General features: G+C 36.0%; 14 protein-coding genes. 3 read left to right on the top strand and 11 right to left on the bottom strand.

Annotation, left to right across the window (positions count from 1 at the left end; translation table 11 throughout):
- Nucleotides 1–4: 4 nt before the first annotated feature.
- From MWU65_RS03790 to MWU65_RS03780, 3 genes are all read right to left on the bottom strand, one after another.
- Nucleotides 5–1,414, bottom strand: coding sequence for a rhodanese-like domain-containing protein (locus MWU65_RS03790; protein WP_247075837.1), 1,410 nt, complete (start codon nt 1,412–1,414; stop codon nt 5–7).
- 70 nt (nt 1,415–1,484) lie between these two features.
- Nucleotides 1,485–3,203 (bottom strand): sulfate permease, encoded by a 1,719-nt coding sequence (gene sulP, locus MWU65_RS03785; RefSeq protein WP_247075836.1) that lies wholly within the window; start codon nt 3,201–3,203, stop codon nt 1,485–1,487.
- A gap of 81 nt (nt 3,204–3,284) precedes the next feature.
- The gene (locus MWU65_RS03780) at nt 3,285–5,387 is read right to left on the bottom strand and encodes a glycoside hydrolase family 20 zincin-like fold domain-containing protein (RefSeq protein ID WP_247075835.1); all 2,103 of its coding nucleotides are present in this window, start codon (nt 5,385–5,387) and stop codon (nt 3,285–3,287) included.
- A gap of 179 nt (nt 5,388–5,566) precedes the next feature.
- On the opposite strand from MWU65_RS03780, the gene MWU65_RS03775 reads away from it, so the two are divergent.
- The 3 genes from MWU65_RS03775 (at nt 5,567) to MWU65_RS03765 (ending at nt 9,793) form a co-directional block, all read left to right on the top strand.
- Nucleotides 5,567–6,439: a DUF1080 domain-containing protein gene (locus MWU65_RS03775; RefSeq protein ID WP_247075834.1), complete on the top strand. Its 873-nt coding sequence runs from the start codon at nt 5,567–5,569 to the stop codon at nt 6,437–6,439.
- A gap of 164 nt (nt 6,440–6,603) precedes the next feature.
- Nucleotides 6,604–7,464, top strand: coding sequence for a phosphatase PAP2 family protein (locus MWU65_RS03770; RefSeq protein ID WP_247075833.1), 861 nt, complete (start codon nt 6,604–6,606; stop codon nt 7,462–7,464).
- 292 nt (nt 7,465–7,756) lie between these two features.
- Nucleotides 7,757–9,793, top strand: a complete 2,037-nt coding sequence (locus MWU65_RS03765; RefSeq protein ID WP_247075832.1) for a YHYH protein — start codon at nt 7,757–7,759, stop codon at nt 9,791–9,793.
- Nucleotides 9,794–9,802: 9 nt separating this feature from the next.
- Here MWU65_RS03765 and MWU65_RS03760 read toward each other — a convergent pair whose 3' ends face one another.
- The 8 genes from MWU65_RS03760 to MWU65_RS03725 form a co-directional block, all read right to left on the bottom strand.
- Complete coding sequence (locus MWU65_RS03760) at nt 9,803–11,008, bottom strand: cytochrome c peroxidase (RefSeq protein ID WP_247075831.1); 1,206 nt, start codon at nt 11,006–11,008, stop codon at nt 9,803–9,805.
- Between the two features lie 92 nt (nt 11,009–11,100).
- Nucleotides 11,101–11,682, bottom strand: a complete 582-nt coding sequence (locus MWU65_RS03755) for an NAD(P)H-dependent oxidoreductase (RefSeq protein ID WP_247075830.1) — start codon at nt 11,680–11,682, stop codon at nt 11,101–11,103.
- A 1-nt stretch (nt 11,683) separates the two neighbouring features.
- Nucleotides 11,684–12,469 carry an aldose 1-epimerase gene (locus MWU65_RS03750; RefSeq protein WP_247075829.1) on the bottom strand — a complete coding sequence of 262 codons (786 nt, stop codon included), beginning with the start codon at nt 12,467–12,469 and terminating at the stop codon, nt 11,684–11,686.
- A gap of 142 nt (nt 12,470–12,611) precedes the next feature.
- Nucleotides 12,612–12,905: a hypothetical protein gene (locus tag MWU65_RS03745; protein WP_247075828.1), complete on the bottom strand. Its 294-nt coding sequence runs from the start codon at nt 12,903–12,905 to the stop codon at nt 12,612–12,614.
- Nucleotides 12,906–13,066: 161 nt separating this feature from the next.
- Nucleotides 13,067–13,756: a hypothetical protein gene (locus MWU65_RS03740; protein ID WP_247075827.1), complete on the bottom strand. Its 690-nt coding sequence runs from the start codon at nt 13,754–13,756 to the stop codon at nt 13,067–13,069.
- Between the two features lie 82 nt (nt 13,757–13,838).
- A complete protein-coding gene (locus MWU65_RS03735) occupies nt 13,839–14,438 on the bottom strand; it encodes a sugar O-acetyltransferase (RefSeq protein ID WP_247075826.1) in 600 nt (199 codons plus the stop codon).
- A 12-nt stretch (nt 14,439–14,450) separates the two neighbouring features.
- On the bottom strand, nt 14,451–15,431 hold the full coding sequence (locus MWU65_RS03730; protein ID WP_247075825.1) for a cysteine synthase family protein: 981 nt from the start codon (nt 15,429–15,431) through the stop codon (nt 14,451–14,453).
- 17 nt (nt 15,432–15,448) lie between these two features.
- Nucleotides 15,449–16,690, bottom strand: coding sequence for an FtsX-like permease family protein (locus MWU65_RS03725; protein ID WP_247075824.1), 1,242 nt, complete (start codon nt 16,688–16,690; stop codon nt 15,449–15,451).

The following is a 16,690-nucleotide window of genomic DNA, read 5'->3' as shown; positions in this document are numbered from 1 at the left end:
TTTTCTATAAAGTTGATGGGCATACATAGTTGGTTATGTCCATCTCCGCCTTTCGCATCGCTGCAAAACCACCAGCTATATCAACCAAATTATGAATACCTCTACTCTTTAAGATAGATGCTGCAATGACAGAGCGGTACCCGCCTGCACAATGCACGTAAAAGGTTTCTTCTGAAGGAAACGCTGCTAAATGATCATTTAATTCACTTAATGGGGTACTGTGCACATCTACCAAATGTTCAGATTGGTATTCCGCTACTTTACGTACGTCAAATACCGGAGCCTTGTTTGATGCAATTTCCTTTTTGGCATCTTCTGCAGAAATTGAACGCAGGCTATCTACCTCTTTTCCTGCCGCTTTCCAAGCTTCAATTCCCCCTTTTAGTACACCAACGGTCTTATCAAAACCAACGCGAGACAAGCGGGTTACTGCCTCTTTTTCTCTTCCTTCTGGGGTTACTAATAAAATAGACTGCTTTACATCTGCTATTAAATCGCCCACCCATGGCGCAAAACTACCATCCAAACCAATAAAAATAGAACGTGGAATATGCTCTTTTACATAGTCTGATTGATGCCTTACATCTAAAACGATAGCACTCGTTTCGTTTGCAAGTACTTCAAACTCATCTGGAGGTAAGGGTGTTGTTCCCCGATCTTGGATAATATCTATATCATCATACCCCTCTTTGTTCATTTTTACATTTAAAGGGAAATACTTTGGTGGCGGTGCCAAACCATCAGTAACCTCTTTTACAAATTCTGCCTTGGTCATATCTGCTCTAAGTGCATAATTCATTTGTTTTTGATTCCCTAAAGTATCCACTGTTTCCTTCATCATATTTTTACCACATGCAGAACCAGCTCCGTGTGCTGGATAAACAATTACATCATCGGCCAATGGCATAATTTTAGTTCGCAAACTATCAAACAAAATACCTGCCAAGTCCTCTTTAGTCATATCAGCCGACTTTTGTGCTAAGTCGGGTCTTCCAACATCACCCAAGAATAAAGTATCTCCAGAGAAGATAGCATGGTCCTTTCCATTTTTATCCCGCAATAAATAAGTTGTACTTTCTAAAGTATGTCCTGGGGTATGTAAAACCACAATGGTAATTTCTCCCAATTTAAATTCCTGCAAGTCTTTCGCTATGATAGAATCAAAAGTAGTACTGGCATTAGGTCCAAACACTATTGGCGCTCCAGTTGCCTTTGAAAGTGACACATGTCCACTTACAAAATCGGCATGAAAGTGAGTCTCAAAAATATATTTTATGGTTGCGTTATCGGCCTTTGCCCTTTTCAAATAAGGCTCTACCTCCCGCAAAGGATCTATTATAGCCACTTCCCCATTGCTTTCTATATAATAAGCACCTTGTGCCAAACACCCTGTATATATTTGTTCTATTTTCATAATCCTTTTCTTTATCTATCTACGTAAAAATACGCTTTTTTCTAATTCACTTTTATGATATATATCATTCCTAATTTTTTTGATGTGCCACCTTTGCCCTCAATACCGAAATTGCTTTTGGTTCATCAAAATAGGTTACGGCTTCTGCTGTTTTTACAAATAAAAACTCTTGGTGCAATTCTGTAATTATACCACTCGCAAAAATTACATCTCGAGTTGGACCAATGGCTCCGGCAACATAAAACTGTATGTTTTTGTCGTGAATTTCCTTTATTACTTTCTCTAACATTAAAGCGGCGCTAGAATCTATATAATTAATAGCTTCAGCATTTAAAATAACCCCTTTTAGGGTTGCTCCTTTCTTATGGATATGTCTATACAATTCCGTCTTAAAAAAGCTAGCATTTCCAAAATACAATTGTGCATCAAACCGAACTATTAAAAGATCTTCTCTAGTGATCACTTCTGCTCCAAAACGATCTACATTCTTGTAATAGTCTGTATCTTTCACATTGCCTAGTACGGCAAAATGTGGGTTGGATGTTCTATACACCATCAACAATAATGAAAATAAAACACCAATTAAAATCCCCTCTTTAATCCCAATAAATAAGGTACACAAAAAGGTGACGGACAACACCAAAAATTCATCTTTACGAAATTTCCACAATTCTTTGGGGTAACCCAAGTCTATTAAGCTAAAAACAGAAACCATTATAATAGAGGCTAGCACAGCTTTTGGAAGGTAGTAAAATAATGGTGTTAAAAACAATAAGGTTAGCACCACCATTACTACACTAAATAAGGATGCTAAATTTGTTTTTGCTCCCGCTTCATAATTAATAGCAGATCTTGAAAAACTTGCCGTAACTGGAAAAGATCTAAAGAACGAACCTACCATATTTGAGGTTCCTAAAGCAATTAATTCTTGATTTACATCGATTGTTTCTTCTTTGCTTTTCTCTTCCAATGCCTTACCTATAGAAACAGCTTCTAAGTACCCAACCAATGCCAATGTAAGTGCAAAAGGCCATATATCCAAGGCGTTTTTAAAAGTGACCCCTGGCACCTGAAATGTAGGTAAACCATCGGGTATGGCTCCAACTATTTTAACACCATATTCTTGAAGGTTGAAGAAAAAAACAGTCAAAATTCCCAGAATGACTACTAATAAAATGGATGGTATTTTTTTGTTCCAACTTTTTAATCCAACAATAATTACTATTCCCACAACACCTATTGCAAGGTCGTACATATTAGTTTCTGCAACCCTTTGAAAAACATTCTGCAACAGAATTATAAACTTATTACTCCCCTCAATATCTGCTCCTAACAAATGTTTAATTTGACTAAACATGATAATTATTGCAGCTCCAGAAGTAAAGCCACTGATAACGGGTTTAGATAAAAAATTAGCCAAAAACCCCATTCTAAAAACCCCTAGGGTAAACTGAATGGCTCCAACCATAAAGGCTAGTACTATGGCCATCGCTATATAATCTTCCGTTTTTGTTAACGCCAAGGCTCCTAAACCGGCTGCCACCAAAAGTGAATCCATAGCCACAGGTCCCACGGCTATGTGTCTAGAGGTGCCAAAAAAAGCATAAATTAAGGTGGGAAATAATGCCGCATACAAACCATAAACAGGAGGCAACCCAGCAATCATAGCATAGGCCATGCCCTGAGGAATTAAAACAACACCAACCGTAAAACCAGCCAATATATCTTTAATTAAATCTCCTCTTTTATAGGCTGAAAGCCACTTTACAAATGGAAAGTAATTTTGCATTACACAAATTTACTGTTTTGTTTACAAATAGCCCGTAAAAACAAAAGTGTGTTTTATATAGCTTCTACTTTTCCGGAACTACTATTTATCACTAGGCTTTAATTCTAACCCAAAACCGCCGTTTGTAATGTGATTTTCCAATGTCTCCAGAAAGAATAATTCACCTATAAACATCCAATCAAAAGAAATAGTCTGGTTTGCTAAATGCGCATGGTGGTCTTGATCCAGTATATAATTTTCTGGTTTCGTTAAAATCCGGGTTTCCCCATAAACTTTTTCCAATGAATTTCTAACGGTATTAAATTCATTAGACAATTCGCTAATTGCTTTGAAAGCCGTAGCTTGTTCTGCATCTGTGGTAGCCGTATCATAATTAGACAAGGCAACAATAACATTCGCCGAATATGAAACTAACTTATTCACTTGCTCATACACTTCTAAGTTATAGGTGTTACGCGTTGCAAGTGATTTAACTGATGCTATCTTTTTAGCAACATCATTGGTTGCAACTAGAGTGTTTTGCGCTTGTTCAATACGTTTTGCATACTTTTTGCTCCAAGCTCCCTTCGCCTCTTTAGTTGGCAATGTGATGACAAGTTCTTCTTTAGATCTTTTATCACGCATTAAAATATTTCGAGAAACTTTATTCTCTAACAATATATTTTTCCAATGGGCTACAGGTGTTTCTAATGCATCTATAAAAGCATAGGAGCTATCACTTACTGTATTTGAAAACTCTCTTTGTCTGTAGGCAGATTTCAAGGCTGTATTTGTTCTTTTATCTCCAGACCAGGTTAATTCTGAAAAAGCAATTATCCCGCGCATATACAACTCAAAATGAGGAGAGTCATCATCCCAAAGTGTTAACAACAAACCGTTTAAACCACTTGAAATAGAGCTGTTTGCAAAGGACTTAATATTTTCAATATTACTTTCATTTTGAGGCATAAGCACCCATCTTGTTTGCCCAGCCGTTGCTCCCATCACTTGCAAGTCATGCTCCATAAACCATTCCATTGCCTTTTTGTTTCCTAAGGCCTGTGGAATATTATAATTCCACCTCATATAGATACAATTCTTAGGAAAAACGTCTAAAAACTCAACTAATTTGTGTTCGTTCTTTGCCCAAATGGAATCGACTTCTGCAGCAGTTAAATTTCCATTAAACATTGCGCTGTATACCCCAGCATGCTTTAATGGCATATCATCCCAAAAGATTGGCGTTTTCCCTTGTTCTGCTGCAAATTGACACACCTTGGCCAGCCAATCTAACTGTAATTCTAAGGGTGATTTTCCACTATTTCGTCCAGTGGTATGTACCTCATCCCCTCCAATATGCAAGTACTTTCCATAAGGCATAGCTTCTATTGCATCCAAATACAGATCATACTGAACCTCATATGTTTTTGGATCTAAGGGATTAAAGGCCCAATCACTATTAGGATCATCTCTTAAATCTTTATATTCTTCGTGTTTTAAAACGAACGAAGCATGACCAAGTCCTTGCACCAAAGGGCTTATTTCGATATTTCGAGCATGGGCATATTCACTAATTTCTTTCCATTCTTCAATGGTTAATGCATCTGGCGACCCCACTATTGGTTGCCGCTGATACTTTACTTTATCTTCTATTTCTAATATAATGGCATTTACTTTATAACTGGCCAACTTATCTAGTAAACTATAGTAATACGATGTTTTTTCTAAATGGTGTTTTACATCCAAATGAATTGCCCGATACGCCAAGGCTGGGTAATCTTTTATGCTGCATACCGGCAAGTAAGCATTTTGCTCTTTTGCATCTTGAAGTAACTGCCCTAGGGTCATGAACCCATACATAAGTCCGGCCTTATCCTTTGCTTGTAAGTTAATTTGCACCGTGCTTATCTCTAATGTATAACCTTCTGCTTTTATATCTAAGTCTGACGCAATACTAAAGGTAATTTGAGCATTATCCTGGTCTGGTGTAAGTTTTAAATCGTTGAAAAAATTCCCCAAAAAAGGAAGCTCATCCCCTTCCTTGGCATAAGCCAAGATAACATCCTCAAATTGCAAATCACTAATACCACTAATTGCATACTCTTGTGGCAATGGCAATAATTTAAAATCTCCTTCTTTTTTTTCGATGGCCCCACAAGAACTAATTAAAATAGTGGCAAGAAAAATTAGCATTAGTTTTTTCATTTGGCTGTTTATTTTTGGTTTTAAACGTAAGAAGTCAAATATAAACCAATAGACTTATATTACATTGAATACTCTTTATAATTAAAATACAAAAACAAATCCTTTTGTGGAATTTATCGCCTAGAATCGCATCGTTTTTTAATAAAATACTATCTTCATTTTTTTTTAAACCAAAAACAATGAGAACTTATTTTAATACCGCAATTTTTCTACTCCTGTCTATCCTTTTTTTACAATGTGCTACCGTAAAAAAAACAACCATAGAAGACAATGGATGGCATGCAATGTTTAATGGAAAAGACCTTAAGGATTGGACCACCAAGGTTCATCATTATGAACCAGGGGATAATTATGCCGATACTTTTAGGGTAGAAGATAGTATTATAAAGGTACGCTATGATAATTACGAGGGACCGTTTAATGAACGTTATGGGCATTTATACTACAATGAGCCGTATTCCTATTATCATCTGGTTATAGAATATAGGTTTGTTGGAGAGTTACATCCTGGAGCACCCGGTTATACCATTAAAAACAGTGGCGTAATGTTTCATTCACAAGATCCAAGAACAGTACTGAAAGAACAAGACTGGCCAATTTCGGTAGAAATGCAATTTTTGGCTGGGTTACAAGAAGGCAAAGCACGGCCAACAGGCAATATGTGTTCTCCAGGAACCGACGTTGTTTACAATGGAAAAGTTGACCCTAGACATTGTATTGAATCAACCTCAAAAACCTATTTTGGCGAACAATGGGTGCGTGCAGAAGCCATTGTTTTAGGAGATTCCTTAGTGACACATATTATCAATGGCGAAAAAGTTTTAAGCTACACCAAGCCTCAAATTGGCGGTGGTGTTGCCAATCGCTACGATCCTAAAATAAAAATAGATGGCACGCCTTTAAAAGAAGGTTTTATTGCCTTGCAAAGCGAAGGACAACCTATAGATTTTAGAAAGGTAGAAATTCGCAATCTTAAAGGTTGTATGAATCCAAAAGCAAAAAACTACAAGGCGTATTATATTAAAAATGATCCCGAAAACTGCATCTTTTAAGTAGAAAGGCCCATATCAGCGTTTGCTTCAGTGAAATTAAAAAAGATTACATTGATAGCTTAGCTAAAATTGATCGCATTCTAACCCTTAAAAAATGTAATTTTACACCTTAAAATACTATTATAAAGTATAGTCCCTTCATTCAAGAGCAACTACTTTCTAATATGATCACAAAACAGATTAAGCTAAATATGCGGTTAAGCCCTGTAATTATATTTTTCTTTGTTGTTAATGTTTCAGCACAACTAAGAAACCAACCTACTGATAGCAGTAAAACCTGGCAAATTTTAAAGTACGACACTAATGCCTCATGGCGCAGTATAAAACATTCCGTCACTAGGCCGTTACACTGGAAAGGAAAGGACTACGCAAAATTAGGAAGTATTGTTGCAGGTACAGCAATTATAGCGGTAGCTGACAACGAAACCAGCACCTTTTTTAGAGGACATGATTCAAGTTTCCCTCAACCTATTCAAGATTTTGGATATTATTTTGCCAAACCAAAATATTACCTTATGATGAATGCAGGCATATATGGTTTTGGTTTATTTACTAAAAATGAACAGGTCCGAAAAACGGCTGTTCTAATAATTTCATCATCTCTAACAGCTGGCTATTTACAAATTTTAGCTCGCTCAGCATTTGGCCGTGCTCGTCCATATTCTGGCCAAGACCCCTATACTTTTAAACTATTTGCCAGTGAAGAAGAATATTTTTCATTTCCATCTGGACATACTGTTTTAGGAATGACAATTGCGCACTCTGTTGCTAAACAATTCAAAAGCACTTGGGCTAAAATTGGAATTTACTCTATTGGTAGCGCACCTGCAATATCAAGATTAATTGATGGTGCTCATTGGGCCAGTGATATCGTTTTTGGTGCCGCTTTAAGTATTGTTGTGGTGGATGGAATTGATAAATTCTTATTTAATTCTAAAACCTATAATTACCCACAAAAGGACAAACAAATCACTTGGAATCTAAAATTCAACGGTAGACAACTAGGTATTGTAGGCACCTTTTAATTTATCATCTTTTACTATTTCCTACATCTGTATAAGTTATAGACTTTAGAAAAGCTACATTGCGAAACCTTAAAGCCTATATGAATTCAAAGCTTAAAAACTACAAGCTTTATTCTATTTAAAATGATCCCAAAAGTTGTGCGTCATTAAAAACGAAACAAGGGCATTTATTGTAGTTAGCTAATGGTTTGCTTAAAAAACGGACCTCGCTAATAGTACTTCATTACTACTATTTTTATTTTTTTCTTAAACCTTTTAAAAAAAGAATGGTCCAAGACTGAAACAATCCGTAATGCAAAAATATATATTCCTATTGATTTTTAGTGTTGGTCTTCATTCCTATGCTCAAGAAAACACAGCGACTTTAAGTGCTACAATTATCGGTTCGGGATCACCAAAATACGACACTGAACGCGCTGGGCCTTCTGTTTTAGTTTCTTATAAAAACACAAAGATTTTGGTTGATATGGGCAATGGCTCTCAAGCCAATCTAGATAAGATAAAAACCAAAACTAAAGATCTCGATGGACTTCTTTTTACCCATCACCATTTGGACCACAATGAAGAATTTACTCCTATTTTTATCAAATCGCTTCTAGGTGCAAATAAATTCATAGTTGCAGGACCAAAGCCAACTGAAAACTTAGTAAAAAGCATTTTAGAAAATTACGAAGAAGATATTAATTACCGACTGTCGCGAAGTGCAAGAACCCTAACAGATGTACAAACCAATTTTACCGTAAAAAATTTAAATGGAGCCCAATCTTTTATCATTGGTGACATTGAAATTTCATGTATACCGGTAAACCACACTATTGCAACGGTCGCTTATCGCTTTGATGCTGGAGGAAGTTCCATTGTTATTTCAGGGGATTTATCTTATTCCGAAAATCTACCAAAATTGGCAGAAAATGCCGATTACTTACTTATTGACTCTGGCGGTGCCATTGAACTGAGAAAAAATAGAAACGGAAACAAAAACGTGAACGGAAATACGAACAGAACTACCAACCGAAAAAACGGCGGCAAAAAGGAAAGAGCCCATGTTACTTTGGATGAAAGCTCACGGATGGCAAAAGAAGCCAATGTGACAAATTTGGTATTAACACATTTTAGCTTTACTACTGTAGACGAAGAAGCTACTACTAAGGCATTGCGAAAAAACTATGTGGGCACGGTACTTTTTGCTAAAGATTTAATGACTATTCCTGTTGAAAAAGAAACGCATAGCCATGATGGTATTTCCCATTCCCACAATAACGAATCCATTGCACACATTACCAATGATAGCTTGGTAGAACACGGTTTTAAAAATGAAGTAACCATTTCTGAAAATGAGAGGCGTGATGTTCGAATAATAAAATCGAACGCCATACCCAATCACACTGTTGGTCAATTTCCAACACGAGGTAACCCCAATACCATTTCGGAACAAGACAAATTATACGAGATAGATCTAACCCCTGAATTAGCGCAAAACAAGACTTTTGTTTATGATTTAGGAATAGATAGCGGAAAGCCTAATTATGTTTTTGGAGTAGCTATCAATGGGGTGAAATTTGAACCCTCTGCCAATGAATATTTTAGAAACACTAAAACCAAGCAACCCAATTACGAATGGACCTTGGAAGCGCTAAGTGATGAGGTAAATTTAGGGGACGACCGGAACAACGCGCATGTACAGCCTAACGGAGAATACCATTACCACGGAACCCCAACGGGCTTAGTTTCTAATTTTAGTAAAAATACAATGAACCTTGTGGGTTGGGCCGCAGACGGATTCCCCATCTATTACAAAATGGGCTATAAAGATCCTATGAACTCCAAGAGTGAAGTTATTGAGTTAAAATCTAGTTATTCCCTTAAAAAAGGGGAACGGCCGGGCGACGGGGTTTCAGCGCCAGATGGTGTCTATACTGGAAAATATGTACGGGATTACGCTTATCAAGAGCACTACGGCGATTTGGATGAATGCAATGGAAGAACGGGCGTTACTCCCGAGTTTCCGAAGGGAACCTATTATTATGTTGTTTCTGATGATTTTCCATCAGCGGGCAGATGCTTTAACGGCACCCCAAGTGACAGTTTTAAGATTGGCGGAAACCGGGAAAGAACACAACAAACCAACAATCAGCAAAGACCTAGAGAAAATCAGAATGCAAACGCGGCTCCTAATTTTGCCAACATAGTAGCACGCATGGATGCCAATAAGGACAAAAAAATTTCTAAGGAAGAAGCGAAAGGAAACCTAAAAGAAAATTTTGACAGACGCGACACCAATAATGATGGGTATATCACGGAAAATGAACTAAGCCGAAGAAATCAATAAAATTTTAATTTATTTCGTTAATATTTCACCACCCACTGGTAAACCACTGGGCACAGATTTCGGAATTTCTTTATCAAAGTTTTCGTCATTAAGAGTATTTAAAAATGAAATAATCAATGACATATCTTTTACCGACAAATCTAATTCTTGCACCAACGGGTCAAACCTATCCTTTGGAATAGACTTATGCCTTACTTTACCATTGGATATATCCTCATAAAACTCTAACACTCTACGCAGAGTGGTTAAGCTTCCATTGTGCATATAGGGAGCAGTAAACCGCAAATTACGCAAGGTGGGTGTTCTAAATGCAAAACTATCTTTAATTCCCTTGTCTTCTTCTTTTAACTTGGCATTTGCTGGTGCTCCAATAACATGCGGTTTAAAATCTGAAAACATGGGACCGTTATGACAGTTCATACACCCCACGGTCTTAAATAACTCAAAACCATCTTTTTCAGAAATATGAATTGCATCTTCGTCCCCGCGCATGTATTGGTCAAATCTAGAATTGGTTGTAACTAAAGTACGCTCAAAAGCGGCTATGGCTTTGGCCAAATTATCTATTGTAATGGCATTCTTTTCGTTAAAAGCAGTTTCAAAAAGCAAATTATATTCTGGTATTTTTTTCAATCTACTTATAACTTCATCCAAGATTTCATCTTCCGCATAATCATTTCCTCGCATTTCTTCAAATGCCTTTATTGGTTCCAAGGCTTGCCTTTCTAAACTACTAACCCGTTCATCCCAAAACATGGATGCATTTTCCGGATCGTATTTGTTATAGATATTAATACCGTTAAAAGCAGCATTTAATATGGTTTGCGCATTGCGTTTCACAAAAGGAATATTATTTGGCACTTTAAACTTACGCTTACTCCCTAAGCCATGTGCATTAGGACCTATGGAAAGATCTAAAAACTCTGCATAACCAGTACTAGGGTGATGACAAGTAACACAGGCTACATCTTGATTGCCCGATAAAATGGGATCATAGAACAACAGTTTACCCAAGGCAATTTTATCTTCTGACAAAGGGTTGTTTTCTGGAGATAGAATATCTTGAGGCAATGCCGACACTTTTTGAAGCAAGGCTATATTGTCTTTGTCTCTACTTAAACCATCAATGGCTGTATACTTCTCCTTTTTAGAGTTAGAGCATCCTATTGCCAGTACGGCAAGCACCATTCCTAAATAAAAGCGAATTATAGGCATATTAAAGTAACTGCTTAGTAAGCAACCATAAATATAAGAATGTTAGAAAGCAAAAACTATGATTTTTGTCATCTTAACAATATTTCAAAAGATTACAACATGGACCTTCCGAGGTTTTCAACCTTTGATAGCCACTTTTCTCTATAGGATTCTTTTGACAATCGTAGGGGGCCAATAGACGTAATTTTCACTTTTTTAACACCTACAAATTGCATTGTAAGTTTTTTCATTGCTTTGTGACTTGGACTTCCATACACCCATTTATAATACCAAGCTGGTTGGTCTAAAGTACATATTAACCGTGCCGTTTTACCGCCTAAATATTTATCCCACCAAACGGAATTTTCTTTTTTTTGAAATGCAAATCCGGGTAAAAAAACTCGATCAATAAAACCTTTCATTATGGCAGGTACAGAACCCCACCAAACAGGGTATATCCAAACCAAATGTTCAGCCCACATAATACTTTTTTGGGCTTCTATTAAATCTGGCTCTAACTCCGTTCGCTTTCGATACCCATATTGTAAATTAGGATTAAAACTAAGGGCTCTAATTTCAATAATTTTAACGACGGCACCTGCAGCCAAAGCAGCTTTACAATACGCCTTAGAAAGTCCAAAATTAAAACTCTCCTCATCGGGATGTCCATTGATGATTAAAATTTTTTTTGACATTCTAATTTTTATTCGGTTTTAAATATACTTTATATATTTTCACATCTTTCTCCATATAATCATACCCTTTAGACAACTTATCTTGTGCAGTATCATAGGGATAAAAAGTAATGGGCTCTATGCAAACCATTGTACCTACCTCTGTCCAGAACATAAACTGTCCAAAGCCTTCCGTTTTAATTTCTAAAGGCTGCTTCCTTTTTAAAACAATTGTTGTATTGTTGGCTACATAATAGGCCCTACTGCCCGCTTCTTGGATCTCAGATACCGTAACACTTTTACTTGCAGAAACTTCAATTGCTATTGCGCTACTTTCTGTTTTAAAAGCCGGATGATACCCAAACATAAAAGGCATCCCCTCTTCTGCTTTTATTTTAAAGGTAATCTCTACTCCTTCATTATTTAGATGTATTGTTTTTTGAAACTGAAAATCATAGGGCCAATGTACTTCATTTACCGATGATTTTTCTGGATACTTAGAATTGGTAACCTTGGTGTTTGCCGTATACTTTTTTTGAAAAATAGCAGTGGTAGCTGATTGCTCTACCAATTCATAAGCTAACTCTCGTAAAATTCCGTGTTGGTCTTGAACAGCATCCCCTATGGGTGTCCTCACTTTAAAATTATTAGCTACAGTTGGCCCAATAACTGGAAACATTTCGGTATCCGAACTCCCCCATCCAGGGCTTCCCTTCTGGTGTATGTATTCATATTCATTTACCGCATAACTCACGAGTTCACCTTGGTCTAATTTTACGGTTTGGTTTGCTAATTTTAATGTAATCACTATTTCTAATCTAATTAAAGGAATATCAAATATACCAAACTAGATGGGTTATTATACGGAGTATGGAATAAACCTAAGAAAACAGAAGGTAAAAAAGCGTTATTTTAAAAAAGAAAAGGCTATTTTTTTTGCCTTTAAAGTGTTAATTAACATATTTGGTATAGCAGTAAATTAATACAATTAGGGCACTAAGTAGAACGCCACTAAAAATAATAACTTCTCTTCTTTGAGAAGCCTTTGCCTTTGAACGTATCGTATTTTTAATACCAGCCAATTCCTTTTCGGATATCACTTTAAAACTTAATTCTGTGGTGTTTTTTATTGAAAAATCTAACTCTCGATTACTTCCTTGAAATTTTTGCCTATTGGAAGATGTCATAGAACGATTTTGTCTCATCCTATTATTCATATCAATTACATGTCCTGCTCCACTCATAAGTACTAAGTTATTCTTAAATATAACAAATAATAATGAAACTAGAAAATGGCAACAGGCAGGCATTCATCAATACAATAGCTTTTATTAAAATTTTTGTTAAACAAACGAGCAAGATACTTTTCATATCATTTGTTTCCCATAATTTATGCTATTAAATATTATTTATTAGTATCCAGGTATCTATCTAATTTCATAGCAATAGTTTCCTCCTTTCCCAGTACATAAATAACTGCCCACAACCTGTTTTTAGGAATAGTAAAATCGAATTGTGCATGGTTCGCAGGGAACCAATAAGCATCAGCTGCCGAAAATCCGCCAACCATCTCAAATTTATTTTGAATTCCTTTAAAATAAGAATCTTCTTTTCCGACTAGCTTAAGATAGTCCATGTATTTGCTAAATGGTTTAATGTCTAGCACAGTGAAATTAGTAAGGTTTTGATAGTCAACATTTTGTACGTAGACCCTATCCAAAGTGTTAAATTCATATACGGCTGAGAATTGCTCAGAATTCAAACTTTTGAGAAATTGGTATTTTTCAGTTTCCTTGATGGGAGCAAAGGTTTCTACAGACAGCGCTATTTTTTCAAAAAGCAAATGGTAGGCTTTATTAATGTTTGGCTGATTATTCATTTTCAGCACCATCTTGTCCACATACCTCACCATTGACTCCAACCCTTCAATTTCATTTTTGTTGAATGACTTAGAAATTAACGCATCACTTTTTAAGTCAAAATTTTCTTGACCTAAAACTGGTGAAATTATAAAAAAGCCGAACAAAATAATTAGTGTTATTTTTATATTCGGGCGTAAACGTTTCCCAGAAAAAATGTGTACTACTGCAATCATAATTACAAGATAATATTTAAATACAACAAATAGTAGTGATGGCACAAAACACAAATAGCACTCAAAATTCAAGGTAAGAACTTTATTTAATTTTCATCCTTTTATAATAATACTGTTTATCTTCATCTGTGATTTGGCGCAATACCCTGCATGGATTACCAACGGCAATTACATTACTAGGAATATCTTTTGTAAGTACACTTCCGGAACCTATAACTGTATTATTACCAATAGTCACGCCTGGATTAACAACAACGTTACCACCAATCCACACATTATTCCCTATGGTTATTGGCAAGGCATACTCTATCTCTTGATTCCTTAGTTGGTGATGTATGGGGTGACCAGCAGTATACAGTGCCACATTTGGCGCTATCATAACATTATCACCAATACAAACTTTGGCACAATCTAAAACTACTAGGTTATGATTGGCATAAAAATTATTTCCAACTTCAATATTGTACCCATAATCGCAATAAAAAGGCGGTTCAATATAGAAACGCTTTGAAGTCTTCCCAAATAATTTTTTAAACGCTTTATTTCTTTTAGCAACTTCTCTTGGCGATAGCGTATTTATATCATGACACACCTCTTTGGCTTGCATCCTATCTATGGATAGCTCCCTGCCTCCAGGCAAGTAAGGCTTACCTGCTATCATTTTTTCCTTTTCACTCTCCATAGCTTGTACACTTTACTCTAAAAACCCCTGTGCTTTCATCCAATCATCATTAAACATTTTACCAACGTACCTACTGCCGTGATCATGGAAGAGCACCACCACAACATCGTCTTTTGTAAAATGTTCTTTTAATTGCAACAAACCTTTAATAGCGGCTCCTGCAGAATTTCCTAAAAACATTGCTTCTTCTTTTGCCAAGCGTTGGGTATATACGGCAGCATCTTTATCTGTCACCTTGGTAAAACCATCGATAACACTAAAATCTACATTTTTAGGTAAGATATCTTCTCCTATGCCTTCGGTAATGTAGGGGTAAATCTCATTTTCATCAAAAATACCAGTTTCGTGGTACTTTTTAAAAACAGAACCATAGGTATCAATTCCCCAAACCTTTACATTGGGGTTTTTAGATTTTAAAAATTTGCCTACTCCAGAAATGGTGCCTCCTGTGCCTACTCCAACTACAAAATGGGTTATTTTACCAGCTGTTTGTTTCCATATTTCTGGCCCTGTACTTAAGAAATGGGCTTTAGTATTAGAAGGGTTATCATACTGATTTACGTACCACGAGTTTGGAATTTCGGTAGCCAATCGCTTTGCGGTACTATAATAACTTTGTGGATCCTCTGGCGCAACATCTGTTGGACAAACATAAACCTCACTACCCATAGCTTTTAAAATATCTACTTTTTCTTTGGACTGTTTATCACTAATTACACAGATCATTTTATACCCTTTAATGACTGCTGCCAAAGCAAGGCCCATTCCTGTATTCCCAGAAGTTCCTTCTATTATCGTTCCACCAGCTTGTAAAACTCCTGCCTCTTCAGCATCTTCAATCATCTGCAATGCCATACGATCTTTCACCGAGTTTCCCGGGTTAAAAGTTTCATACTTTGCAAGTACCAAACATGGCAATTCTGCCGTTAATTTATTTAATTTAACCATAGGTGTATTCCCAATAGTCCCTAATATATTTTCTACGTAATCCATTACTTACTGCAATTTATTTATTCAAACTTAATTGCCTTTACAGGACTTATCTTCGTAATTATATAGGACGGTACTAGAAGCATTAACAAACAAAGTACCATCACACCTATATTTAATACTACAACCGTTAAAAAATCGATATGAACAGGAATGTATTCTATATAATATTCTTTTGATTCTCCAAAATTCAAAAACCGAAACTTGTCTTGTAAAAACAAGAGCCCCAAACCAATTAAATTACCCCAAAAAAGTCCAATACCAATTAAATATACGGCATTGTACAAGAAAACTTTACGCACACTCCAATTGGCCATTCCCAGTGCTTTTAGCACACCTATCATTTGTGTTCGTTCTAGAATAAGCACCAGCAAGGCGGTTATCATATTGATGCCCCCAACAATAATCATAATACTAATAATAAGCGTCACGTTTATATTAAACAGGTCTAGCCATTCAAAAATACTGGGATACTTTTCTTTTATACTATTTGAGTCAAAAGTAGCCAAGGTTTTACCTCTAATTTCTTTGCTCTTGGCGTCTATATCATCAAAACTATTTAAATACACTTCAAAACTACCCACTTGGTCATCCTTCCATTTGTTGATACGTTGAATGTGACGAATATCGACAAAAACAAAAGTGCCATCAAATTCCTCAAAACCACTATCATAAATACCGACAATTTTAAAATTCCTACGGTTTGGTATTTGAGAAGGATTATCATCTTTTAAAAAAAAAGTAGAAAAGGTATCTCCCAAAGCAAGTCGCAGCCTATTGGCTATTAATGAAGAAATAAAAACCTCTTCATTTAATTTTCCACTATAATCTGGCAACCTACCTTCTACAATATACTCATTAAAAACATCCCAATTATAATCTTCTCCTACACCCTTGGCTATAATTCCTTCAAAGGTGTCATCAGCAATTATAATTCCGCCTTTATTGGCTATAGCCTGAACATGAGTTACACCCTCTACATTTTTAAATTCTGGATAAAATTCTTGGTGGATAGACACGGGAATTACAGAAACATCTGAAAAATTATTATCGTAATTAAAAATTTGAATATGCCCATTAAAAGCAGCCACCTTTTCCCTGACTTTTTCTTTTAATCCCTCCCCAGTTGCAATGGCAAAAAGCATCATTATTACACTCAGCGCAATGGCTACAATTGCAATTTTTATGATAGGGGCAGAAATACTACCTTTGTTCTCTTTACCTTTGATTAGGCGCTTTGTAATAAAAAATTCTAAATTCAA

This window comes from Cellulophaga sp. F20128 (genome assembly GCF_023015805.1).
Lineage (GTDB): Bacteria > Bacteroidota > Bacteroidia > Flavobacteriales > Flavobacteriaceae > Cellulophaga.
Note: the sequence above shows the minus strand (reverse complement) of the source record. Positions and strands in the feature narration are given on the sequence as shown.